The following is a 22,072-nucleotide window of genomic DNA, read 5'->3' as shown; positions in this document are numbered from 1 at the left end:
TCCCCGGGAACGGTCAGCCGTTCTCGTACACCCATTGCAGCAGCGCGTCCTGTGCCTCGTAGGCACGGTCGGCATTGGTGTGATTGACGAGGCAGACCACTACATAGCGCTTGCCGGAAGCAGCCAGCACATAGCCGGCGACATTGCGCACTTCATTAAGCGTGCCCGTCTTGATATGCGCCTTGCCGGCCACGGTCTGGTTGACCAGGCGCGAGCGCATGGTGCCGTCATACGCCACCAGCGGCAGCGAGGCGATGAATTCGGGCATGGTCGGCGCGGCATAGGCGGCCGCCAGCATGCGACCCAGGCTGACGGCGGAGATGCGCTCGGTGCGCGACAGGCCGGAGCCGTTCTCGATGCTCATTTCAGGCGCATCGATGCCCTTGCCCGACATCCAGGTGCGCACCACCGCCGCTCCGTGCACGGTATTGGCCGGTATCTTGGTGACCGCTGCCGCCAGTGTCAGCAGCAGCTGCCGTGCCATGACATTGTTGCTGTACTTGTTGATATCGCGGATGATTTCCGCCAGCGGCGCCGAGTCCCATTCCGCCACGGGAGCAGCGTTGTCGGGCACCACGCCATCGCGCACCTCTCCCTTCAGCGTGCCGCCGGTCTCGGCCCATAGCCGGCGAAACACCAGGCCGAAATACTGCGTATGCGACATCTGGTAGGGATGCACATACCATGTCCGCTCGCCGCAGGCCGCTGGATAGCTTCCGGCAAAACGGGCGCCGTAAGCATCGATCGCCGGCTGCGTGCGGGCACGCCAGTCGATGCACTCTCCCGCCGTCAGCCGGGGCGGCATGACCGGGAAAGCGGCCATCGGCGGATCGCTCGCCACCTGCACCGAACGACCGGCGGCATCCGGCGTGAAGCGGAATCCCAGTGCCTTGTAATTGAGCAGCAGCGCATCGGGACCGACATTGTAGGTTTTCAATGGATCGCCGTCGAACTGCGCCGGATCGTAAGGCGCGTTTTCAAATACGCTCCGGTCCAGGATCAGGTTGCCGCGGATTTCGCGGATGCCTTTCGAGCGGATGCGCCGCAGGAAAAGCCAGAAGTTTTCCAGGATCAGCTTGGGATCGCCGCCGCCCTTGATGTACAGATCGCCGTAGAGAACGTCGCCACGCAGCTTGCCTAGGGCAAACGCCCTGGTCTTCCAGGTAAATGTCGGCCCGAGGATTTCCAGCGCCGCATTGCTGGTCACGAGCTTCATGGTGGAGGCCGGATTGAATGGCTGCAATGGATTTACCGCGAGCATGGGGGACTGGTTGCCGACCTCCTGCACGTAGATGCCGGCGGCTTCCACCGGAATCTCGGCGCGTTGCAGCGCGTCGCTAACGGTAACTGGAAGTTGTTGCGCGAAAGCAGCCGCAGCGAACGCAAAGGCAAATAACAGACAAGCGGCTTGGAGACTTCGTTGAATTGGCATAGGATGACAAGGAATAAATCATACGCAATCGATTATCCCACGCCGCTCCCGCATACCATGTCGAAATCCGCCAACACGCCGCGCACGCCGCCTCTCGATCCACTGGCGCTGGACAACCAGTTCTGTTTCGCCCTGTATTCCACGTCGTTGGCAATGACAAAGACCTATAAGCCCTTTCTCGACAAGCTCGGCCTTACTTATCCCCAATACCTTGTGATGCTGGTGCTGTGGCAACAAGATGACGTCTTGGTAAAAAGCATTGGCGAAAAACTATTTCTCGATTCGGGCACGCTCACACCCTTGCTGAAGCGGCTGGAGGCTTCCGCCTTGATCGAGCGTACGCGGGATGAAACGGATGAGCGGCAGGTTCGCATCACCCTTACCAAAGAAGGCCGCGCCCTGAAGAAAAAGGCGCAGTCGATTCCTCACCAGATCCTGTGTGCCAGCGGCCAGACGCTGCAAACTCTGGAAAACCTGCGAAGCCAGCTCTCATCGGTGCGCGAGGAACTGACGAGAACCGGCGACGAGTAGGAAAAACAGGGCAAATTCCGGGCACGACGACACAACGGGAGGAAAACCGCATATTCCCTTAACCAGGCAAATTAGATTGCACGCAATTTAATTGAGTGCTATATTTATAGCGCTGACACCCGAACCGAAGCCGACCCGCTTCCTGTTGTTGCATTCTTGCTTTCTTGCTTTCCAACTTAACGAGGAGAAGTCCATGCAGATCCTGTACACCGCACAAGCCACATCCACCGGCGGCCGCGACGGCCGCGCCGTCACCAGTGACAACAAGCTTGAGGCCAAACTCAGCACACCCAAGGAACTGGGCGGCGCCGGCGGCGACGGCACCAATCCGGAACAACTGTTTGCCGCAGGCTATAGCGCCTGTTTCCTGTCGGCGCTCAAATTCGTTTCCATGGCTACCAAGACCACACTGCCTGCCGACGCTTCCGTCACTGCCGATGTCGGCATCGGCCCGAACGACCGCGGCGGCTTCGGCCTTGATGTCTCCCTGCGCGTATCCCTGCCGGGCATGGAACAGTCGGCCGCACAGGCCTTGATCAATAAGGCGCATGAAGTCTGCCCGTACTCGAACGCGACCCGCGGCAACGTTGACGTCAAGGTCGGCCTGGCTTAACAGGCTAAGCGCCTGAGCCACTTCAGCGCTGCAAGCACCCAACCCATTTTTGGCCCCTGTCGTAACAGACGGGGGCTTTTTCGTTTCAGATGACGGCGCTGTCTTGTTTACCCCCAAATGGCTGCGCAGACCAACTTGCAGCACCGCTCTTTAGATGTAAATCAAAGGGAATGGGATCTGCGGGCCTCCGCTCCGGAGGCCCGCTAGAATGGCGCCCAATCGGACTGGCAAGCCAGATTCCGAATAACAGCTTGTCATTGCGGTGAGGCGGCCTGCCAAGCTTTCGCAGGGTCATGCGAACAATCAGGCACAAAACTCCGGGAATTCTTCTTTTTTGCGCCTCCAATTGCTGCGCTTATTGTCCGGCAATCATGCAATGAGCAAATAAGCACTCTTGAAAAATCAAAATGTCGCCCATATACTTAGCACTCGTTAGGGGAGAGTGCTAACAATTCCTCCTGACCAACAGAATTTTTCCATGTAGCGGCGCTGCACGGTCAAATACGATTTGCAGCAAGATTGCCGCAAAAAACTATAACTTATTGATTTTAAGGAGTTTGTATGAACCTTCGTCCATTGCACGATCGCGTCATCGTCAAGCGCCTCGACCAGGAAACCAAAACTGCGTCCGGCATCGTTCTTCCGGATGCAGCCGCCGAGAAGCCGGATCAGGGCAAAATCCTCGCAGTCGGCAACGGCAAGATCCTCGAAGATGGCAAAGTTCGCGCGCTGGAAGTGAAAGTCGGCGACATCGTGCTGTTCGGCAAGTACTCCGGCCAGACCGTCAAGGTCGAAGGCGAGGAACTGCTGGTGATGCGCGAAGAAGACATCATGGCAGTCGTTCAGAAGTAATTGCCAGTCTTTCTAGACCCTACAAACGAATAAATTAAGGAGTATCGAACATGGCAGCTAAAGACGTAGTTTTCGGCGATGCCGCCCGTGCCAAGATGGTCGAAGGCGTCAACATTCTCGCCAACGCCGTTAAAGTCACCCTCGGCCCGAAAGGCCGCAACGTAGTCCTGGAGCGCTCCTTCGGCGCCCCGACCGTCACCAAGGACGGTGTTTCGGTCGCCAAAGAGATCGAACTCAAAGACAAGCTCATGAACATGGGCGCGCAGATGGTCAAGGAAGTCGCTTCCAAGACATCCGACAACGCCGGTGACGGTACAACGACCGCAACCGTTCTGGCTCAGGCTATCGTCCGCGAAGGCATGAAGTATGTTGCCGCCGGCATGAACCCGATGGATCTGAAGCGCGGCATCGACAAGGCAGTCACTGCTACTGTCGAGCAGCTTAAGACCGTCGCCCGTCCCTGCACCACATCCAAGGAAATCGCCCAGGTCGGCGCCATTTCCGCCAACTCCGACGCATCCATCGGCGACCGCATCGCTGAAGCGATGGAAAAAGTCGGCAAGGAAGGCGTGATCACCGTCGAAGACGGCAAGTCGCTGAACGACGAACTCGACATCGTCGAAGGCATGCAGTTCGACCGCGGCTACCTGTCCCCGTACTTCATCAACAACCCGGAAAAGCAAGTTGCCGTTCTGGAGAATCCGTTCGTCCTGCTGTTCGACAAGAAAATCTCGAACATCCGCGACCTGCTGCCGATCCTGGAACAAGTGGCCAAAGCCGGCCGTCCGCTGCTGATCATCGCTGAAGACATCGAAGGCGAAGCGCTGGCAACCCTGGTTGTCAACAACATCCGCGGCATCCTGAAGACATGCGCAGTCAAGGCTCCGGGCTTCGGCGACCGCCGCAAGGCCATGCTGGAAGACATCGCCATCCTGACAGGCGGCCAGGTCATCGCTGAAGAAGTCGGCCTGACCCTGGAAAAAGCAACACTGAACGATCTCGGCCAGGCAAAGCGCGTCGAAATCGGCAAGGAAAACACTACCCTCATCGACGGCGCCGGCCAGGCATCCTCGATCGAAGCACGCGTCAAGCAGATCCGTGTCCAGATCGAAGAAGCGACTTCCGACTACGACCGCGAGAAGCTGCAGGAGCGCGTTGCCAAGCTGGCAGGCGGCGTTGCAGTGATCAAGGTTGGTGCTGCAACCGAAGTCGAAATGAAAGAGAAGAAGGCACGTGTCGAAGACGCGCTGCACGCAACCCGTGCCGCCGTTGAAGAAGGCATCGTTCCTGGCGGCGGCGTTGCCCTGCTGCGCGCTCGCGCCAACATCAAGGACCTGAAAGGCGACAACCCCGACCAGGACGCAGGCATCAAGATCGTTCTGCGCGCCATGGAAGAGCCGCTGCGCATGATCGTGACCAACGCCGGTGAAGAAGCATCCGTCGTCGTCAACAAGGTCATGGAAGGCACAGGCAACTTCGGCTACAACGCTGCCAACGGCACCTACGGCGACATGGTCGAAATGGGCGTGCTGGATCCGGCCAAGGTGACTCGCTCTGCCCTGCAGAACGCAGCGTCGATCGCCAGCCTGATGCTGACCACCGATTGCACAGTGTCCGAGCTGGTCGAGGACAAGCCGGCTGCTGGCGGCGGCATGGGCGGCATGGGTGGCATGGGCGGTATGGGCGGCATGGACGGCATGATGTAATTGCCGGTCCGAAGCGCTTCATCGCTTCGCTGAAAAAAAGCCCGCAGGATTCTAGTCCTGCGGGCTTTTTCATTTGTTGTTGGATTTAATTTGTCGCCGGATTTATCCCGGCATCCCGGCATCCCGGCTTGGCGGAAGGCGCGGCGGCGCCGCCTGACTGCCCTACTCTTCGCCTTGCGCCTTCCAGGCAGGCGCGCGCTTCTCGATGAAAGCCTGCACGCCTTCGAGCGCCGCCTCATCCATCATGTTGCAGGCCATGGTCTGCCCGGCCAGCTGATAGGCCGCGCCGATACCCGTTTCCAGCTGCTTGTAGAACAGCTGCTTGCCTATCGCGATGGCCGCGGCGGGCTTGGCGAGGATGCTCGCAGTCAGCTTTGCGATCTCGGCATCGATTTCATCCGGGGTGGCGACACGGTTCACCAGGCCGCGTTCGCGTGCCGTTTCGGCATCGATGAATTCGCCGGTCAACAGCATTTCCATTGCCTGCTTGCGCGGGATGTTTCGGCTCAGCCCAACGGCTGGCGTCGAACAGAACAGGCCATAGTTCACACCCGAAACCGCGAACATGGCATCGGTCGATGCCACGGCCAGGTCGCACATCGACACCAGCTGGCAGCCTGCCGCCGTGGCAAGTCCTTGGACGCGTGCGATCACAGGCTGCGGCATCTGCTGTATGGTCAGCATCAGCTTCGAGCACTGGTTGAACAGCTTCCTGTAATAGTCTTCCGACGGCGAGGCGCGCATCTGCTTGAGGTCGTGCCCGGCGCAGAATGCCTTGCCCGCCGCCGCCAGCACGACGACGCGCACGCCGGCATCCGCTTCCGCCTGGTCCAGCGCGGTCTGCAGCGCAGCCAGCATCTCTTCCGACAAGGGATTGAATTTCTCGGCGCGGTTGAGCGTCAGCGTCAGCACCCCGCCCCTCAGCTCCCGCAGCACATGGGGCGCATTGGCTTCAGTCATCATCATCCTCCACATCCGGCGCCTGCCGTTCGCCCAGTGAAGGCGGCGGGTTATAGGTGGCCAGCAGGTGCGTGCGGCTCTGCGGCGTCTCCAGGCTGATGCGGCCCAGCGCCCCGCTGCGGTAATCGATCAGCAGCGTGTGCGCCGCCTTTTCGAAATCGAGATCGCCGCCTTTCAAGCGGTATGCGCGGCGTTTGGCGATGCCCTCGATGACGCTCACGCCGTCGATGCCCTCCGTGGAGAATCCGTAGCGTGCCGACAGCAATTGCGGATAATGAACCAGCAGCTGATCGGCAAGGAAGGTTGCAACCTCTTCCTCGATGACGGCATTGGTGCCGACCGCATGGCTGGCGGCCAGCATGAGGCCGTCGGAGGGATGCATGATCTTCGGCCACAGCATGCCGGGCGTATCGATCAGCACCATGTTATTGCCGAGATACAGCCTCTGCTGCGCCTTGGTCACCGCCGGTTCATCGCCGACCTTGGCCACCCGCTTCTTCAGCAGGGCATTCATCAGCGTCGACTTGCCGACGTTGGGAATACCCATGATCATCATGCGCAGCGGTTTGAGCGCGGTGCCGCGATGCGGCGCGATCTTGAGCGCAAGGCCGGGCACCTTGGCGACGTCGGCCGGCTTCTTGCAGCTGAGCGCCACGGCATGGACGTCTTTCTGCGCGCTGTAGTATTCGATCCAGGCCTTGGTCGCCGCCGGGTCGGCCAGGTCGCTTTTATTGAGCAGCTTGAGGCAGGGCCGCTGCCGCTGCTTGCGGAGTTCCTCGATCATCGGGTTGGAGCTGGCCTGCGGCAGGCGCGCATCCAGCACCTCGATCACGAGGTCGGTCTTTTCCATGGATTCCGCCGCTTTCTTGCGGGCGGCATTCATGTGACCGGGAAACCATTGTATGGACATGCGGGAATCGGATTTGAAGGGAAGCCGCTATTTTACCCGCTGCACGGCTACCGCCTTTTGAATCCTTTCGAATGCTTCAATCGATCGCGGCGAGCGCCTTCACATGCGCGACCACGCTGCGGCCGAGCGCGGACAGGTTGTAGCCTCCCTCGAGGCAGCTGACGATGCGGCCCTGCGCATGTTCATTGGCCACGTCCATGATGCGCTGGGTCATCCATGCATAGTCGGCTTCGACCAATCCCATCTGCCCGAGATCGTCTTCGCGGTGGGCATCGAAGCCGGCCGAGATGAACACCATTTCCGGCCTGTGGGCGTTCAGGGCCGGCACCCACTTCTCCTCCACCAGCTGGCGTATCTCGTTGCCCCTGGTGTAGGCCGGCACCGGCAGGTTCAGCATGTTGGGAACGTCTTCCAGTACCGCACTGTAAGGATAGAAGGGATGCTGGAAGAAGCTGACCATCAGCACCCGTGGATCGTCCAGGAAGGCTTCCTCGGTGCCATTGCCGTGATGCACGTCGAAATCGACGATCGCCACCCGCTGCAGTCCGCGTACCTCCAGCGCATGCTTGGCTGCAATGGCAACATTGCCGAACAGGCAGAATCCCATCGCTTCCGACGGCCGTGCATGATGGCCGGGCGGGCGCACCGCGCAAAATGCATTTTCCACCTCGCCGTCGATCACGGCATCCGTTGCGGCTACCGCCGCGCCAGCCGCGCGCAAGGCTGCGTTCCAGCTATGCTTGTTGACCATGGTGTCGGCGTCGAGCGGATAATAATCGCCACCGGCGATCAGCAGCGACTGCACATTGTTGCGGATGCGCTCCACGGCGGTCTGCGTATGCACTCGCCGGATAGCGGCGACATCAACCTCGGGCGCTTCCCGATATTCCAGCAGGCTGTCGATGCGACTGGCGATCAATTGATCTTCGATGGCCTGCAGGCGCGCAGGCGATTCGGGATGCCAATGGCCCATTTCATGCCGCTTGCAGTCGGGATGGGAATAGATCGCGGTAGTCATTGTTGTCAGCTCGCAGATGGAGGCGGTTCGGGAATGACATCCGGAATCGCGTCAAGCATCACGCGTGCATTGCTCCTCATCAACGTAGTAGGTAAGGTCATGCTACTTCTGCTAGTGTAGCGAAGAAAACAGTGCGCTACAGTCATTTTGTTGACAAAGGTGCCAAGGACGCCGTTATCGGCCGCACCACACATTTGCCAAAACGACCAGCACCGTGCCAATCCATGCATTTCCACGTTATCGATTCATTTGACTTTCATGTTCGCAAAAATTCATGCAGTAGCCCGGCAGGTAGGTGAAGTGGTGGTAGGCAAGGATCAGCAAATACGCCAGGCGCTGGTCTGCCTGCTGGCCGGCGGTCACTTGCTGATCGAAGATGTGCCGGGGGTCGGCAAGACCACCCTGTCGCATGCGCTGGCAATCTCGCTCGGCCTCAGGTTCAACCGGCTGCAGTTCACCAGCGACCTGCTGCCGGCCGATGTGGTCGGCATCTCCATCTTCAACCGGGAGAAGAACGGTTTCGTTTTCCATCCGGGCCCGGTATTCACGCAGGTGCTGCTGGCCGATGAAATCAACCGGGCCACGCCGAAAACCCAATCCTCGCTGCTGGAAGCGATGGAGGAGCGGCAGGTGACGGCGGACGGCGTCACCCGCGAACTGCCGCATCCCTACTTCGTCATCGCCACGCAGAATCCGACGCACCAGATCGGCACCTTCCAGTTGCCGGAATCGCAGCTTGACCGGTTCCTGATGTGCCTGTCGCTCGGCTATCCGGATGCAGCCGCCGAACGCGCCCTGCTGATGGGAGAGGACCGCCGGGCGATGCTGAAGACGCTGCCGACGGCGATGCAGCCGGAAGAACTGGCGACGGCGCAGGCCGCGCTCAAGGAGATTCATGTTTCCGGCGCGCTGGTCGATTACGTGCAGGCGCTGGCGCAGGCGTCGCGCCAGAACGGCATGTTTGCCGAAGGCCTCAGCCCGCGCGCATCGATCGCGCTGCTGCAGGCGGCGCGCGGCTGGGCGGCGCTCGAAGGCCGCAATCATGTGATCCCGGAAGACGTGCAGGCAGTGCTGGTACCGGTCGCTGCGCACCGGCTGCGTCCGCTCAAGTCGGCAGGCAGCTCAGCACTGGGCAGCCGCGACCTGGTGCTGCAACTGATGAAGTCCGTCCCGGTGTGAGTGTGAAAGCGTGAACAAGCGTCTTTCCCCTTACAGCCGCCTCGAGCATGCCGTGCGCGGCCAGCTGAGCAAGCTGCTGCTGCGCAGCCGCGCCGCGGAGAAAGGCGAAGTTTTCCTGCATCAGCGCCGGGTCTTCATCGTGCCGACGCATCCCGGCCTGCTCTTCTGCGCCATGCTGGTGACGCTGTTCATCGGCTCCATCAACTACAACCTCAGCCTGGGCTTCGGCTTCACCTTCCTGCTGGGAGGCTGCGCGCTGATCGACATGCATCTCACCTTCCGCAACCTGGCGCACCTGCACCTGCTCGCCGGACGCGCCGCCCCGGTTTTCGCGGGTGAAGAGGCGCAGTTCGAGCTCAGCCTGATCAATCGCCGCAAGAACGACCGCTATGCGATCTGGCTCGACTTCGTCGCCGACGACCGCCCGGACCTTGCCCAGGCGGTCGATATCGGCGCCCATTCCACCCGCAGCGTCATTCTGTCGACGCCGGCGCTGGAACGGGGCTGGATGCAGGCGCCGCGCGTGCGCCTGCAGACACGCTTCCCGCTCGGCCTGCTGCGCGCATGGAGCTACTGGCAGCCGGATGCGCGGGCGCTGGTCTATCCGCGCCCCGAGGATGACGCTCCGGAACTTCCAGCCTCGGGCAGCGACAAGGGCGACGGCCAGGGCAGCGACGGTCAGGATGACTTTGCAGGTATCCGCGGCTACCAGGCGGGCGACTCGCTCAAGCGCCTCGCATGGCGGCAAATTGCGCGGCTCGATCTCGAACAGGGCGGCAACCTGGTCACCAAGCATTTTGAAGGCGGCGCCGCGACCGAGATCATGATCGATTTCCATGCCTTGCCCCTGTCGATGGGTACGGAACTGAAGCTGTCGCGCATGACGCGCTGGGTCATGGAGGCGGAAGCGCGCGGCGTCGCCTACGGTTTTCGCCTCGGCGAACACCGCTTCCCGGTTGCGCTGGGTCCCGCGCATCGCGAAGCCTGTCTTACCGCGCTGGCGCTGCATCAGAAAGCCGCATGAAAACCCTTGCCGACAAGTTCAGAACAATCACCGCACTCACCGCAGCGGGGCGCGGCGGGCGCAGCTCGCGGCCGATGTCGCGGGAAAAAGCCGATACCCTGCTGCTGATCGGCACCTGCGTCCTGGTCCTGCTGCCGCATGCCTCCCATCTCCCCGCCTGGATCATGCCCTGCTGCCTGTTGCTGCTGTTCTGGCGCGGCTGGCTGACATTCCGCGGCAGCCGCATGCCGCCGCGCTGGCTGCTTCTGCCGATTGCCATCGCCGCGATGGGCGGCGTGTACTGGAGCCACAAGACTTTTTTCGGACGCGATGCCGGAGTTGCGATGCTGTCGCTGCTGCTGGCGCTCAAGCTGCTCGAAATGCATGCCAAGCGCGACCTGTTCATCGTGCTGTTCCTGAGCTTCTTCCTCATCCTCTCGAGCTTCTTCTATTCGCAGTCGATCGGCACCGCGCTGATGACGATCGCGGCCGTCGTCGCCATCCTCACCACGCAAGTCTCTTTCCAGTACACCGGGGCCGTTCCTCCCCTGCGCAAGCGACTGCGGCTTGGGGCCACCATCCTTGTGCTGGCCGCGCCGCTGACGCTCGTGCTGTTCCTGCTGTTCCCGAGAATACAGGGTCCGCTCTGGGGCATGCCCGGCGATGCCCAGGGCAGCGGCCGCACCGGCTTGTCCGACAGCATGGCGCCAGGGAATATTTCCAAGCTCGCGCTGTCGGATGATGTGGCCTTCCGGGTGAAATTCGAAGGAGCGGCGCCGAACAATCCCCAGCTGTACTGGCGCGGCGTCGTGCTCAGCCAGTTCGATGGCCGCACCTGGACGCCGATGCGGGCGGCCCGGCCGGGGCGGATCCATGCCGTGCTTGAAGGCGAACCGCTGCGCTACCAGGTCACGCTCGAGCCGCACGGCCGCCGCTGGCTGTTCGCGCTCGAGATGCCGCAAGCCCTGCCCCAGCTCGCAGGCAACACCGCCGCGCTGACGCAGGAAGTGCAAATGCTCGCATCGGAGCCGGTTTCCGATCGCATGCGCTATGACATGGTTTCCCATCCCAGCTACCGGCTGCAGCCGGATGCGAAAGCCGGCTACCTGCAGCAATGGATCGATCTTCCTCCCGGCTTCAATCCGCGCACACTGGCCTATGCGTCCCGATTGAGCCAGGGCGCCACCAGCGCGGAGCAGCTCATCGACACCGTGCTCAAGCGCTTCCGCGAAGAGGCCTTTCGATACACCCTCGAACCGCCCGTGCTGGGCAAGCACGTCATCGACGAATTCCTGTTCGATACCAAGGCCGGCTTCTGCGAACATTACTCCGGCGCTTTCGTCGTGCTGATGCGGGCGCTCGGCATTCCCGCGCGCGTGGTGACTGGTTACCAGGGCGGCGAAATCAATCCGGTCGACGGCTACATGACGGTCAGGCAATCCGACGCGCATGCGTGGGCCGAAGTATGGCTGGCGCAGCGCGGCTGGGTGCGCATCGATCCCACCGCGGCGGTGGCGCCGGAGCGCGTGCAGCAAAACCTGCGCAACTTCATGCCGCAGCCCGTGCTCGGCGGCCTGTTCACCCTCGATGCCTCGCAAAATCCGCTGCTGAAAAGCTGGCTGTCGCTGCGTCAGCGGTTTGACGCCATCAACAATGGATGGAATCAGTGGGTACTGAACTACACACCCGATAAGCAAAAGCGCTTTTTCGAATCGCTCGGTTTTCCAAATGTGAATTGGTTGACGATGACAGCCGTCATGATGATCTGCGGCATCACGGTCACGGCGATGGTCGTTTTGCCATTGCTGCTGCACCAGCGCAAGCGGGATCCCTTCGATGCACTATACGACGCGCTTTGCCGGCGCATGGCGCAACGCGGCTTGCAGCGCCTGCCGCATGAAGGACCGCGTGCTTATTCGACACGCCTTGTCGCGCCGGAGTCGGCTTTGCCGCCACAAACAAAGTCAGCGCTTGCGCGCTTCCTCGAAGTCTATGAAACTGTGCGCTATGGCGCGCCCGCACCGGACAAAAGGGCGCATGTATTGTCCTTACTGAAATCCTTGTTAGCTGAATGTCGATAAATTTTTTCAAGTCTTCCGCCCGCGCCGCTGCGGCGCTTGCTGTTGCCGCCGGTGCTGCCTTGTTGCCCCTGAGCGGGTGCGCCACCGCAGCCGCCCCTGACACCGCCAAGAACGCCGCCAAGACCACCGTCAAAAAAACCGCAAAGCCCGCCACCGAACAACGCAAGGCTGCCAACCCCGACGACGTCGGAGAATTCGCCAACTTCAACGAGTGGAAGGAAGTCTCGGACTTCATCGACACGATGTCGGCAACGCATGGCTTCGATCGCACCGAACTGGAAAACCTGTTCCGGAAAGTAAGATATGTCGATACGGCAATCCAGCTGATCAAGCCTGCGCCGCCGGGCAAGCCAAAGAACTGGCGCGCTTATCGGGCGCGCTTTGTTGAGCCGGTGCGCATCCGGGCCGGCGTCAATTTCTGGGAAACGCATGCCGACGCGTTGGCGCGCGCCGAAGAACGCTATGGGGTGCCGAGTGAAATCATTGTCGGCATCATCGGCGTCGAAACCGTCTATGGACGCAACACCGGCAATTTCCGCGTGCTCGACGCATTGACCACGCTGGCGTTCGATTATCCACCCACACCGACACGCGAAGCCCGCATGAAGTTTTTCCGGGGCGAACTCGAAAACACCCTGCTGTTCGCGCGCGAGACGCAGATCGATCCGTTCTCGCTGTTCGGCTCCTATGCCGGCGCGATCGGCTGGCCGCAGTTCATGCCAGGCAGCATTCGCAAATACGCCGTCGATTTCGACAATGATGGCAAAATCGATCTTCGCAAGTCTCCGGTGGATGCCATTGGCAGCGTGGCCAACTTCCTCGTTGAACACGGATGGAAACGCGGCGAGCCCACCGTGTTCCCCGCGACGGTGTCCGCGGCCGACGTCGGCCGCGGCTGGGACATGTTCCTCGGCCAAGGCCTGGAGGCCAAATACAAGCTTGATGAAATCAAGGCGGCAGGCGTTACGCCCACCGTCGAACCGCCAGCCGACATGCCGTTCGGGCTGGTCGACCTGCAGAATGGCGGGGAGCCAACCGAATACTGGCTGGGAGCGGGGAATTTCTTCGCAATTACCCATTACAACCGGAGCTTTTTCTATGCGATGTCGGTGATCGATCTCGGGCGCGCGGTACGCAGCGCGCGGGGCGGTTGAACTTGTATCTCCATTGACGCAAAAGGTGGTCCCATTTTCAGGATGAGACCACCTTGCTCCTCAATCGGATTGTCCATCGATTCCCGTCGCCGCCCGGAGACTTGCACTTCAGCAGCACAAGTGCGAGCAGCAGCGCGAAATCGAGAACGGGCCAAGCTTTCCGACTGCGCGCTCCAGATTCGAGGTTGTTGCCAGAGATGTGTACCTGCAAGCATTTCATGAACATGTTCCTTGTTCGGAACAGTCGCAAACCCGGACAGGTGGACAGACATTTCCACCGCAGCGGTTTTCGGTCAGGAATCCAAGCAGGCCGTCCATGGTGGCGCTCACCGTGTTGGCATGCTGCAACTCCTTCAAATGAAGGACAGGATCGACGGTGAAATGCTTACGCCCATGGCGATCGACGTCGCCGCCATACCTTCCGGACCGGCTTGTACCAGCAGCCGGAAGATGGCCAGACGAGACTTCTGAGCAGGCGTCAATGGCGCCGAAACCACAAGTTGAAATCTAGGATAAAAACAAGCCTTGGCGATACGCACTCCCGTTGACACCGGGTGCCGTTCTTTCGGGTGCTTTACTCAATCAACGTCAGGCTTTGAGCAGGCTGGGCTCGAGCTGCACCGTCTCATCGCCGGCACTGAACCATACCTGGCCGTCCTGGACCGTGCATTGAAGCTGCATGTTGCGCTGGGCAAGTTTCGCCAGGGATTGGCTGGCCGACGAAGGGATATTGAACACGCGAAGATTCTTCGCCCGCTCCAGCCTCGAGCCGATCTGGTTCCACCATACATTGCTGGCGTTGCTGTAGCAGTAGACCACTACCTGTTGCGCCCGTCCGCATGCTTTCAGCAAGCGCTTGTCATCGGGTTGCCCGACTTCGATCCAGAGCTCCACGGCACCGGTCAAATCCTTTTGCCATAGATCCGGCTCGTCATCGGTGCTCAGTCCCTTGCCGAAAGCGAGTGCTTCATCGGCGTGCAACGCGAAAGCCAGCAGCCGCATCATCATGCGCTCGTCCGTTTCGGATGGATGGCGCGCAATGGTCAAGCTGTGATCCGCAAAATGATTGCGGTCCATGTCGGAGACTTGCAGGTCGGCTTTGAAGATGGTTGCTTTGAGTGCCATGCGCGATAAGGCGGACAATTGAAAAGAGCGGCAAATGTACCCCAAAGTGCCGGCCTGCGCCATGCCGATGGGCGATAATCCAGGCTTGGAAACCAATTGCCGCACTTATCATGGCCATACTGCTTCATGCCGACGACTGCGTTTCGGCATCCCATTCTTCGGTGGCGGAGATTATCAATGAAACCCAATCATGGCTGGAACGCGCCGTTATCGGCTTGAACCTTTGCCCGTTTGCCAAGGCGGTTCATGTAAAGAAGCAAATCCGTTATGCGATCAGCGATGCCCGGGACAATGAAACCCTGCTCAAGGATCTGATTGATGAAATGCTTCATTTGCATGATTCTCCAGCGGACGAATTGGATACCACCCTGCTCATTCATCCCTGGGTCTTGGCGGATTTTCTGGACTACAACGACTTCCTGGACGTGGCCGATGCGGCATTGGATGACGCAAACCTGACCGGTGAATTGCAAATCGCGAGTTTTCATCCCGACTACCAGTTCGCGGACGCAGAGAGCACGGCAATCGACAATTACACCAATCGATCGCCCTACCCCATCCTCCATCTCTTGCGTGAAGCCAGCATAGAGCGTGCGGTGGCCGCCTTTCCGGATGCCAGTGAAATCTATGAACGCAATATAGAAACAATGCGCAAGCTGGGGCTGGAAGGCTGGCGCAAGTTAATGGTGCGTAACGAGCAGGAAAACCTTTCCTGAAACGGCGCGATGTTTGTCATGGAGGAATGCAGATTTGCACCGTATCCAGCCAAAATGGTAGGACTGAATATTTGTCTTGTGACTAGGTAAGCGATGCCCATGTAGATCGGAGCGCCAAGTCAGCAAGCGATTGAGCAACCCGCATGGATTCAAAAATTCAATGGCAACAACACAAGTTCCTCACTTGGCCGATACTGTGTAGAGAAGAAGATATTTGCCAATACACCGAAAAAATTAAATAAGTACAATTCAATATTGCAAATTTGAAATATTCTAACTATATTGCGTGTATGGAATTGATGTCTTTAGGACATGAATTTTCCTCACACAGTTTCCTGGTGAACATTGTTGTGTTTCAAAGTTGAAACAATCCACAGCGACACTATGGTTATTGTGTAAAATAATCTTGCAATTTGGGAATTATTGAGACTACGACTATTTAGCTAGGCACTGTTATGGACAACACTGAAAGCAGTAAGCGAGGCACCCGATTGGCAGATCAAGTAGCTTATGATCCCAACAACCTGTTGGATGCGTTGATTGAAAAATTGAATCTGAAGAACGATGCTGCCTTGTCCCGCGCTCTGGAAGTCGCTCCGCCGGTGATCAGCAAGATTCGTCACCGTCGCTTGCCGGTAGGCGCTTCATTGCTGATTCGCATGCATGAAGTCAGCGATCTCAGCATCAAGGATCTGCGCGTACTGATGGGCGATCGTCGCGATAAATTCCGTATCAGCGACAAGCAGTTCAAGCCGAAAGACGCACCATCGTCGGCAGACGGCGAATAAGCCGTCCACCGCGCAGCCGTTAGACGGTAACGGAACGCCGTTCAGTATTCCCCGCTCATGCGGGGAATACGCCGGTGGAAAGATACCGGTCTCCACGATCGCAGACGATGAAAACGATCGTCGCATTCTCGACGGTTTTTGAAAGGCGCAGTGCAACCTCGCACGCGCCCGCGGCCGATATGCCGCAGAAAATACCCTCTTCGATGGCCATGCGTCGGGCCATTTGCTCCGCTGCCGCCTGGCTTACATTTTCTACCTGGTCCACCAGCGATCGATCGAAAATCTTCGGCAGATAGGCTTCCGGCCACTTGCGGATCCCTGGGATCTGCGACCCCTCTTCGGGCTGGGCACCAATGATCCTGACGGCCGGGCTTTGCTCCTTCAGATACCGAGCCACGCCCATGATAGTCCCGGTCGTTCCCATGGCGCTTACGAAATGAGTAATCCGGCCTTCCGTATCGCGCCAGATCTCCGGCCCGGTAGTCTCATAGTGGGATAACGGATTGTCGGGATTGGCAAACTGGTCAAGGATGATGCCCTTGCCTTCTTTCTGCATTTGTTCGGCCAGATCGCGTGCGTATTCCATGCCTCCAGTCTTCGGAGTCAGAACAATCTTCGCGCCATAGGCTGCCATGCTTTGGCGCCTTTCCTCGCTGAGGTTTTCAGGCATCAGCAATACCATCTTGTATCCCCGCATGGCGGCGGCCATCGCAAGAGCAATGCCGGTATTGCCGCTCGTCGCTTCAATGAGGGTATCGCCGGGCTTGATGTCGCCGCGAGCTTCCGCATGCTTGATCATGGACAGCGCCGGCCGGTCCTTGACCGAGCCTGCGGGATTGTTACCCTCCAACTTGCCGAGAATGATGTTGTTGCGACTAGCGGCGTCTTTACCGGGGAGGCGCTGCAGCTTCACCAGGGGCGTGTTGCCGATAGTGTCTTCAATGGTCAGGTAAGGCATGGCAAGTTCACGAGCTTTGATAAAAATATCATTCTAATCTTAGATGCCATGATGCGTATGGAAGGCCCGGATGCGGGCACCTGCATCGGATCGGAAAATCCCCGCGGGAATTCGCGGGGCCGGCGTGAAATGCAGCAATGATTCTTAGCGCATGTGCTTATTGCGCCGGCTCTTTCCTCGGTTCGACCTTGGAGCCGGCCGCCTGAACAGGCACCTTACTTGCCGATGCCGCCGATTTCTTGTCACCGGACTTGGCGTCCTGGTCGGCGTTGGCGGCACGGGCCTGGCCATTGACTGTCAGCCCGGCATTGGAAAGGCGTACCGCGCTCTTGTCACCGACTCCCTTCACGCGGCTTTCGAGATCTTGCCAATCCTTGAAGTTACCGCCCTTCTTGCGTTCGTCGAGAATTGCCGACGAGAGCTTCGGACCAACGCCTCTTATGCCATCGAGTGCGGCCTGATCCGCCTTGTTGACATCGATTTGTGCGAAGGCCAGACTGAAATGGGCCAGCAGAATTACAGCAAGCGCTGATTTTTTAAACATATCGTTCTCCCTAGGGTTAAGGCCATACCGGCCTGAATAAATAGGAAAGTTAACGATATATCAACTTATAGAAAGTTGTGAAAATAATATGATGCTGTTCAGTGCTTTGTTGTCAATCAGCCACCAAACAGTTCATCGTATGTTACAGTTGCGGTGCCCAGTTTGCCGACGACGATGCCGCCTGCGCGATTGGCGATGGCAACGGCTTCCGACACCGACTTGCCAGCCCCCAGCATCGTTGCGAGCGTCGCAATAACGGTGTCGCCGGCGCCGGATACGTCATAGACTTCGCGCGCCAATGTCGGAATGTGCAGGACCCTGCTGTCGGTGTACAAGGACATTCCCTCTTCCGAGCGCGTGAGCAGCAGCGCCTCGAGTTCCAGCGACTGCCGCAACTGGTTCGCCTTGGTGGCAAGCTCTTCCTCGCTGTTCCATGATCCAACGATCTGGCGCAGTTCCGACTTGTTCGGCGTGAGGATCGATGCTCCCTTATAACGGCTGAAGTCGTCGCCCTTGGGATCCACGAGGATGCGCTTTCCCAAGCGCCGTGCCGACGAGATCATCTCGCGCACGTTGACGAGACTGCCCTTTGCATAATCGGAAAATACGATGACATCGTAGTCGGGAAGCAAGGCGTTGAACTGCGTAAGCTTGTCGCGCAGCACGCTGTCGGTGGGCGGATGTTCAAAGTCAATCCGCAGCAGTTGCTGCTGGCGCCCGATGACACGCAGCTTGATGATGGTGGAAATGGCCGGGTCGCGGTTCAGATAGCTGTTGACCTTGAGATCCAGCAGCAATTGCTCGACCACGTCACCCGCCTCATCCTTGCCGACGACGCCGAGCAATCCGGCCTTCGCGCCCAAGGCCACGGCGTTGCGCGCGACGTTGGCCGCGCCACCCAGTCGCTCGTCGCGCCGCTCGACGCGAACCACGGGCACTGGCGCTTCGGGAGAAATACGGCTGACATCGCCGAACCAGTAGCGGTCCAGCATGACATCGCCGACAACCAGAATGCTTGGAGCTTTCAAGGGATTTGTTATTTCATTCATGTGTGCTTGATTGCGGTTCTCCCGATGCCATGGTATTCGATACCGGCATTCGCCATGGCCCAGGGTTCGAACAAATTACGCCCGTCAAAGATGACAGGCTCCTTCAGGAGATTCTTGATCTGGTTGAGATCCGGACTGCGAAACGCTTTCCACTCCGTAACGATGGCCAGCGCATCCGCATCCTGCAGCGCCTGCAGCGCACTGTCGCAAAACCGGATCTGCTCCAGCAAGTGCGGCATTTCGGCGAAATCCTCCTGCAGGACCCGGCGCGCCTCCTTCGTTGCCACCGGATCATACACGGCCACGCTGGCACCGCGCTTGAGAAGTTGGCGCAATAGCGCGCGCGACGGCGCATAGCGCATGTCGTCGGTATTCGGCTTGAACGCCAGGCCCCAGATCGCGAAATGCCGCCTGCCGAGATCGTCCCCGAAACGCTGGATGATTTTCCGTCCCAGCACATGCTTTTGACGTTCATTGACTTCCGCCACCGCTTGCAGGATCTGCATCTTGTGATCGTACTGCGCACCGGTGTGCCGCAGTGCTTGCACATCTTTCGGAAAACAGGAGCCGCCGTACCCGCAACCGGCATACAGGAAGCTGTACCCGATGCGAGGATCGGAACCGATGCCGTGGCGCACGGCTTCGATATCCACCCCGACCTTGTCTGCCAGGTTGGCCAATTCATTCATGAAGGAAATGCGGGTGGCCAGCATGGCGTTGGCAGCGTACTTGGTGAATTCCGCAGAACGGACATCCATCCAGAACGTGCGCTCGCGGTTGCGGTTGAACGGCAGGTACAGCTGCTTCATCATGGACCGGGCCCGCTGGCCTCCGAACGTCTCGTCACAGCCGATAACGATCCGGTCAGGCCGCATGAAATCTTCGATCGCCGCACCTTCCTTCAGGAATTCCGGATTCGATACCACCGCGAAATCGATAGTGCTGCCACGGGCGGCCAACTGTTCCAGGATCACTTCACGCACGCGGTGGGCAGTGCCGACGGGTACGGTCGATTTGTCGACCACAACCTTGTAGCCGTCCATGTACTTCCCGATATGACGGGCCGCGGCAAAGACATATTGCAAATCGGCGGCGCCATCTTTATCCGGTGGCGTGCCGACAGCGATGAACTGTATATCGCCATGCTCAACGCTGGCAGCAATATCGGAAGAAAAAATCAGCCTTCCGGATGCGCGGTTGCGGGCCACAAGTTCTTCGAGTCCGGCTTCATGAATCGGTATGACACCGTGGTTCAGAAGGTCAACTTTATGCTGATCGAGGTCGAGACAGAATACTTCATTGCCGACCTCGGCAAGGCACGCTCCGGTAACGAGACCGACGTAGCCAGTGCCGATGATGGTCACTTTCATATTGTCCGATCAATGATGGTTTATTGGGATCAATTCATGACATTCAACTCTTCCGTACGACGAGGTGGATAGGATTCCCAGTGGCTGCAACCGGGGCATTGCCAATAGTATTGGCGCGCCTTGAATCCGCAATGGCTGCACTGGTAACGCGCAAGTTTCTGCGTGTAGCTATGAACGAGATTCTTGACAAGAGACAGTTCCGGGCGAACTTCGGGTGGCGCATCCAGCAGGCGAGCCTCCAGGAACTTGTCCAGCCCCAACAGGGTCGGCGTGCGCCGCAATTCATCGCTGACGATATGATTGGCCGCGTCGACTCCATCCAACTCGAGTACTGCTTTAAAAACAACTTCAAGCAAATCAATGGATGGTGCCTGTGCAAGATAGTTCTTGAGGAGATTGAGGCCCTCTTGCGCTCGGCCAACTGCCTTGTAACCCTCCATCAGGCGCTGCGCCACTAGGGCGACATGGGGAACGCTCTGCTGCTCGACCCTGCGCCAAGCCATAAGTGCCGCTTCGGTATCCCCCTTGGCAAGATAGGCATCGCCGATCAGCATGGCCGCCCGCACATTGCTCCGATCGGTGGCAAGCGCCTTTTCAAGCAGGGCAAGTGCCGCATCGGGATGGGTATGCACCAACTCGTCCTGCGCCAGTTCGCAATAGAACTGCGCAATCTCCTTCTGTCGGGCGCCGGCACCGGAATCCTGCAGGGCCTTTGCCGCCTCGATGGCTCGCGTCCATTCCTTTTCGCGCTGGTAAATTTCCAGGAGTGCGCGACGCGCCTGCGCCCCGTATTGGGTATCTACAAGACTGTTGAAGGTTTCCTCGGCGCGATCCAGCAGACCGGCCTTCAGGTAATCCTGGCCGAGTTCGTATTGGGAATGCACCTGGTATTCCTGAGGCAGGTCGGGCCTCGCCAGCAGGTTCTGGTGCACGCGAATGGCGCGCTCGATTTCGCCGCGGCGTCGGAACAGGTTGCCTAGGGCAAAATGCAGCTCAATCGTCTCGGGATCAAGCTTCATGATCTCGATGAATGCATCGATCGCCTTGTCCGGCTGTTCATTGAGAAGAAAATTCAAACCCTTGAAATAGCCCTTCGGCAAGCTGCGCGACTCGGAAACCAAGTGCTTGATGTCCACCCGGGCAGCGATCCAGCCCAGGCCAAAGAATACGGGAATAGCAAGTAACCACCAGGTTTCAAATTCCATGCTTTTTCTTGTTGTAGGCAATCATGTATTGATGACGCTATCCGGTTGCGGCGGAAGCGCGCGTGCTTTGAGTACCTGGGCTTTTTCCTGCTCGATGCCAACAAGGGTTTTCTTGTGGCGGCCGAGTTCTCGGCGGTAACGGAACAATGTCGGCAGCATGGCCAGGATGCCCAGCGTAGCGCCGCCTATGAAGAAGGCGAGCAGCAGCATGACAAGCGGCCCCCGGATTTCATAGTCGAAGAAAAAGCGCAGCGCCGCTTCTTGCGTATTTTTTAGCGCAAATCCGAAGAACAAGATAAACAGGATGGCAGCAAGGATGCGAAAAAGAATTTTCATGCTGCGGCAACTCCATTAGCGAATCGATCCGGTTGTCTGACCATGGGAAGGAATGTTGCGGGATGGTGTGGAAGAATCTGAAATTGTACGTGAAAACATTAGGGTAAAAAAAACGGCATCCTGAGATGCCGTTTTGATACTTCCATGCTGCTTGATTGCCAAGCCAATGCAACGGAAATGAAACCACTTATCGCCGCTACATCGACTGCATCAGCCAGGACTCAGTCTTCTTTGATCGGCTGCCCAACCATCGCATCGACACGTTCCCGCAATTCCTTGCCAGGCTTGAAATGCGGCACCCGTTTTTCCGGGACCATCACTTTGTCCCCTGACTTGGGGTTGCGGCCGATGCGTGGCGGCCTGCTATTCAATGCAAAACTGCCGAAGCCACGAATCTCGATGCGCTGGCCATTCGACAGAGCGTCGGCCATTGCATCCAGGATGGTTTTCACCGCGTAATCCGCATCTTTTGCAACAAGCTGCGGATAACGCTCGGCGAGACGGGCTATCAGCTCCGACTTAGTCATTTAATGCTCTCGATG

Annotated in this window: 22 protein-coding genes and 1 pseudogene; 10 read left to right on the top strand and 13 right to left on the bottom strand. The window is 58.8% G+C overall.

What is annotated here, in order from left to right:
- Positions 1–13: 13 nt before the first annotated feature.
- On the bottom strand, positions 14–1,432 hold the full coding sequence (gene dacB, locus RY831_RS06005; protein ID WP_326505410.1) for a D-alanyl-D-alanine carboxypeptidase/D-alanyl-D-alanine endopeptidase: 1,419 nt from the start codon (positions 1,430–1,432) through the stop codon (positions 14–16).
- A 57-nt stretch (positions 1,433–1,489) separates the two neighbouring features.
- On the opposite strand from dacB, the gene RY831_RS06000 reads away from it, so the two are divergent.
- The 4 genes from RY831_RS06000 (at position 1,490) to groL (ending at position 5,134) form a co-directional block, all read left to right on the top strand.
- Entirely contained in the window at positions 1,490–1,963 is a 474-nt protein-coding gene (locus tag RY831_RS06000) for a MarR family winged helix-turn-helix transcriptional regulator (protein ID WP_326505409.1), read from the top strand.
- A 193-nt stretch (positions 1,964–2,156) separates the two neighbouring features.
- Positions 2,157–2,576: an organic hydroperoxide resistance protein gene (locus tag RY831_RS05995; RefSeq protein ID WP_326505408.1), complete on the top strand. Its 420-nt coding sequence runs from the start codon at positions 2,157–2,159 to the stop codon at positions 2,574–2,576.
- A 561-nt stretch (positions 2,577–3,137) separates the two neighbouring features.
- Positions 3,138–3,428: a co-chaperone GroES gene (groES, locus tag RY831_RS05990; protein WP_151637024.1), complete on the top strand. Its 291-nt coding sequence runs from the start codon at positions 3,138–3,140 to the stop codon at positions 3,426–3,428.
- 50 nt (positions 3,429–3,478) lie between these two features.
- Positions 3,479–5,134 carry a chaperonin GroEL gene (gene groL / locus RY831_RS05985; RefSeq protein WP_326505407.1) on the top strand — a complete coding sequence of 552 codons (1,656 nt, stop codon included), beginning with the start codon at positions 3,479–3,481 and terminating at the stop codon, positions 5,132–5,134.
- Positions 5,135–5,296: 162 nt separating this feature from the next.
- On the opposite strand, the gene RY831_RS05980 is transcribed toward groL, so the two are convergent.
- From RY831_RS05980 to RY831_RS05970, 3 genes are all read right to left on the bottom strand, one after another.
- Positions 5,297–6,100, bottom strand: a complete 804-nt coding sequence (locus RY831_RS05980) for an enoyl-CoA hydratase (RefSeq protein WP_326505406.1) — start codon at positions 6,098–6,100, stop codon at positions 5,297–5,299.
- Positions 6,087–7,004: a ribosome biogenesis GTPase YlqF gene (ylqF, locus tag RY831_RS05975; protein WP_326505405.1), complete on the bottom strand. Its 918-nt coding sequence runs from the start codon at positions 7,002–7,004 to the stop codon at positions 6,087–6,089. The genes RY831_RS05980 and ylqF overlap by 14 nt, the downstream gene beginning before the upstream one ends.
- A gap of 76 nt (positions 7,005–7,080) precedes the next feature.
- The gene (locus tag RY831_RS05970) at positions 7,081–8,022 is read right to left on the bottom strand and encodes a histone deacetylase family protein (protein ID WP_326505404.1); all 942 of its coding nucleotides are present in this window, start codon (positions 8,020–8,022) and stop codon (positions 7,081–7,083) included.
- A gap of 258 nt (positions 8,023–8,280) precedes the next feature.
- Between RY831_RS05970 and RY831_RS05965 the strand changes: the two genes are divergently transcribed.
- The 4 genes from RY831_RS05965 to mltB are packed head-to-tail and all read left to right on the top strand — an operon-like array spanning position 8,281 to position 13,439.
- A complete protein-coding gene (locus tag RY831_RS05965) occupies positions 8,281–9,201 on the top strand; it encodes an AAA family ATPase (RefSeq protein WP_326505403.1) in 921 nt (306 codons plus the stop codon).
- Positions 9,202–9,211: 10 nt separating this feature from the next.
- Positions 9,212–10,225 carry a DUF58 domain-containing protein gene (locus RY831_RS05960; RefSeq protein WP_326505402.1) on the top strand — a complete coding sequence of 338 codons (1,014 nt, stop codon included), beginning with the start codon at positions 9,212–9,214 and terminating at the stop codon, positions 10,223–10,225.
- Positions 10,222–12,285, top strand: coding sequence for a transglutaminase TgpA family protein (locus tag RY831_RS05955; protein WP_326505401.1), 2,064 nt, complete (start codon positions 10,222–10,224; stop codon positions 12,283–12,285). Before RY831_RS05960 ends, RY831_RS05955 begins: the two co-directional genes overlap by 4 nt.
- Complete coding sequence (gene mltB / locus RY831_RS05950) at positions 12,276–13,439, top strand: lytic murein transglycosylase B (RefSeq protein WP_326505400.1); 1,164 nt, start codon at positions 12,276–12,278, stop codon at positions 13,437–13,439. The genes RY831_RS05955 and mltB overlap by 10 nt, the downstream gene beginning before the upstream one ends.
- Positions 13,440–13,655: 216 nt before the next feature.
- Here mltB and RY831_RS05945 read toward each other — a convergent pair.
- Together RY831_RS05945 and RY831_RS05940 are read right to left on the bottom strand one after the other, a co-directional pair.
- Positions 13,656–13,936, bottom strand: a pseudogene (locus tag RY831_RS05945) (ArsR/SmtB family transcription factor).
- Positions 13,937–14,027: 91 nt separating this feature from the next.
- Positions 14,028–14,564, bottom strand: a complete 537-nt coding sequence (locus tag RY831_RS05940; protein ID WP_326505399.1) for a YaeQ family protein — start codon at positions 14,562–14,564, stop codon at positions 14,028–14,030.
- 110 nt (positions 14,565–14,674) lie between these two features.
- On the opposite strand from RY831_RS05940, the gene RY831_RS05935 reads away from it, so the two are divergent.
- Together RY831_RS05935 and RY831_RS05930 are read left to right on the top strand one after the other, a co-directional pair.
- The gene (locus tag RY831_RS05935) at positions 14,675–15,280 is read left to right on the top strand and encodes a DUF1415 domain-containing protein (protein ID WP_326505398.1); all 606 of its coding nucleotides are present in this window, start codon (positions 14,675–14,677) and stop codon (positions 15,278–15,280) included.
- Between the two features lie 455 nt (positions 15,281–15,735).
- Positions 15,736–16,068, top strand: coding sequence for a hypothetical protein (locus RY831_RS05930; RefSeq protein ID WP_326505397.1), 333 nt, complete (start codon positions 15,736–15,738; stop codon positions 16,066–16,068).
- 55 nt (positions 16,069–16,123) lie between these two features.
- Here RY831_RS05930 and cysM read toward each other — a convergent pair whose 3' ends face one another.
- The 7 genes from cysM to RY831_RS05895 form a co-directional block, all read right to left on the bottom strand.
- Positions 16,124–17,026: a cysteine synthase CysM gene (gene cysM / locus RY831_RS05925; protein WP_326505396.1), complete on the bottom strand. Its 903-nt coding sequence runs from the start codon at positions 17,024–17,026 to the stop codon at positions 16,124–16,126.
- 157 nt (positions 17,027–17,183) lie between these two features.
- Positions 17,184–17,570, bottom strand: a complete 387-nt coding sequence (locus RY831_RS05920; protein WP_326505395.1) for a ComEA family DNA-binding protein — start codon at positions 17,568–17,570, stop codon at positions 17,184–17,186.
- A gap of 116 nt (positions 17,571–17,686) precedes the next feature.
- Positions 17,687–18,619 carry a D-glycero-beta-D-manno-heptose-7-phosphate kinase gene (gene rfaE1, locus RY831_RS05915; protein ID WP_326505394.1) on the bottom strand — a complete coding sequence of 311 codons (933 nt, stop codon included), beginning with the start codon at positions 18,617–18,619 and terminating at the stop codon, positions 17,687–17,689.
- The gene (locus RY831_RS05910; protein WP_326505393.1) at positions 18,616–19,989 is read right to left on the bottom strand and encodes a UDP-glucose dehydrogenase family protein; all 1,374 of its coding nucleotides are present in this window, start codon (positions 19,987–19,989) and stop codon (positions 18,616–18,618) included. The genes rfaE1 and RY831_RS05910 overlap by 4 nt, the downstream gene beginning before the upstream one ends.
- Before the next feature lie 29 nt (positions 19,990–20,018).
- Positions 20,019–21,194 (bottom strand): lipopolysaccharide assembly protein LapB, encoded by a 1,176-nt coding sequence (lapB, locus tag RY831_RS05905; RefSeq protein WP_326505392.1) that lies wholly within the window; start codon positions 21,192–21,194, stop codon positions 20,019–20,021.
- Between the two features lie 21 nt (positions 21,195–21,215).
- A complete protein-coding gene (locus RY831_RS05900; RefSeq protein ID WP_326505391.1) occupies positions 21,216–21,530 on the bottom strand; it encodes a LapA family protein in 315 nt (104 codons plus the stop codon).
- A gap of 221 nt (positions 21,531–21,751) precedes the next feature.
- Positions 21,752–22,057 carry an integration host factor subunit beta gene (locus RY831_RS05895; RefSeq protein WP_057289648.1) on the bottom strand — a complete coding sequence of 102 codons (306 nt, stop codon included), beginning with the start codon at positions 22,055–22,057 and terminating at the stop codon, positions 21,752–21,754.
- Positions 22,058–22,072: the final 15 nt, after the last annotated feature.

Source organism: Noviherbaspirillum album, from assembly GCF_035916955.1.
Lineage (GTDB): Bacteria > Pseudomonadota > Gammaproteobacteria > Burkholderiales > Burkholderiaceae_D > Noviherbaspirillum > Noviherbaspirillum album.
This window is presented reverse-complemented; position numbering and strand designations above follow the sequence as displayed.

What these genes read in the sequence shown, in the direction of transcription:
- mltB (WP_326505400.1), top strand. Translation starts at nt 12,276, where the DNA reads ATGTCGATAAATTTTTTCAAGTCTTCCGCCCGCGCCGCTGCGGCGCTT.
- RY831_RS05900 (WP_326505391.1), bottom strand. Translation starts at nt 21,530, where the DNA reads ATGAAAATTCTTTTTCGCATCCTTGCTGCCATCCTGTTTATCTTGTTC.
- groES (WP_151637024.1), top strand. Translation starts at nt 3,138, where the DNA reads ATGAACCTTCGTCCATTGCACGATCGCGTCATCGTCAAGCGCCTCGAC.
- RY831_RS05940 (WP_326505399.1), bottom strand. Translation starts at nt 14,564, where the DNA reads ATGGCACTCAAAGCAACCATCTTCAAAGCCGACCTGCAAGTCTCCGAC.
- groL (WP_326505407.1), top strand. Translation starts at nt 3,479, where the DNA reads ATGGCAGCTAAAGACGTAGTTTTCGGCGATGCCGCCCGTGCCAAGATG.
- ylqF (WP_326505405.1), bottom strand. Translation starts at nt 7,004, where the DNA reads ATGTCCATACAATGGTTTCCCGGTCACATGAATGCCGCCCGCAAGAAA.
- RY831_RS05920 (WP_326505395.1), bottom strand. Translation starts at nt 17,570, where the DNA reads ATGTTTAAAAAATCAGCGCTTGCTGTAATTCTGCTGGCCCATTTCAGT.
- RY831_RS05895 (WP_057289648.1), bottom strand. Translation starts at nt 22,057, where the DNA reads ATGACTAAGTCGGAGCTGATAGCCCGTCTCGCCGAGCGTTATCCGCAG.
- RY831_RS06000 (WP_326505409.1), top strand. Translation starts at nt 1,490, where the DNA reads ATGTCGAAATCCGCCAACACGCCGCGCACGCCGCCTCTCGATCCACTG.
- RY831_RS05965 (WP_326505403.1), top strand. Translation starts at nt 8,281, where the DNA reads ATGTTCGCAAAAATTCATGCAGTAGCCCGGCAGGTAGGTGAAGTGGTG.
- RY831_RS05930 (WP_326505397.1), top strand. Translation starts at nt 15,736, where the DNA reads ATGGACAACACTGAAAGCAGTAAGCGAGGCACCCGATTGGCAGATCAA.
- lapB (WP_326505392.1), bottom strand. Translation starts at nt 21,194, where the DNA reads ATGGAATTTGAAACCTGGTGGTTACTTGCTATTCCCGTATTCTTTGGC.
- cysM (WP_326505396.1), bottom strand. Translation starts at nt 17,026, where the DNA reads ATGCCTTACCTGACCATTGAAGACACTATCGGCAACACGCCCCTGGTG.
- RY831_RS05995 (WP_326505408.1), top strand. Translation starts at nt 2,157, where the DNA reads ATGCAGATCCTGTACACCGCACAAGCCACATCCACCGGCGGCCGCGAC.
- rfaE1 (WP_326505394.1), bottom strand. Translation starts at nt 18,619, where the DNA reads ATGAATGAAATAACAAATCCCTTGAAAGCTCCAAGCATTCTGGTTGTC.
- RY831_RS05935 (WP_326505398.1), top strand. Translation starts at nt 14,675, where the DNA reads ATGGCCATACTGCTTCATGCCGACGACTGCGTTTCGGCATCCCATTCT.
- RY831_RS05910 (WP_326505393.1), bottom strand. Translation starts at nt 19,989, where the DNA reads ATGAAAGTGACCATCATCGGCACTGGCTACGTCGGTCTCGTTACCGGA.
- RY831_RS05980 (WP_326505406.1), bottom strand. Translation starts at nt 6,100, where the DNA reads ATGATGATGACTGAAGCCAATGCGCCCCATGTGCTGCGGGAGCTGAGG.
- dacB (WP_326505410.1), bottom strand. Translation starts at nt 1,432, where the DNA reads ATGCCAATTCAACGAAGTCTCCAAGCCGCTTGTCTGTTATTTGCCTTT.
- RY831_RS05955 (WP_326505401.1), top strand. Translation starts at nt 10,222, where the DNA reads ATGAAAACCCTTGCCGACAAGTTCAGAACAATCACCGCACTCACCGCA.
- RY831_RS05970 (WP_326505404.1), bottom strand. Translation starts at nt 8,022, where the DNA reads ATGACTACCGCGATCTATTCCCATCCCGACTGCAAGCGGCATGAAATG.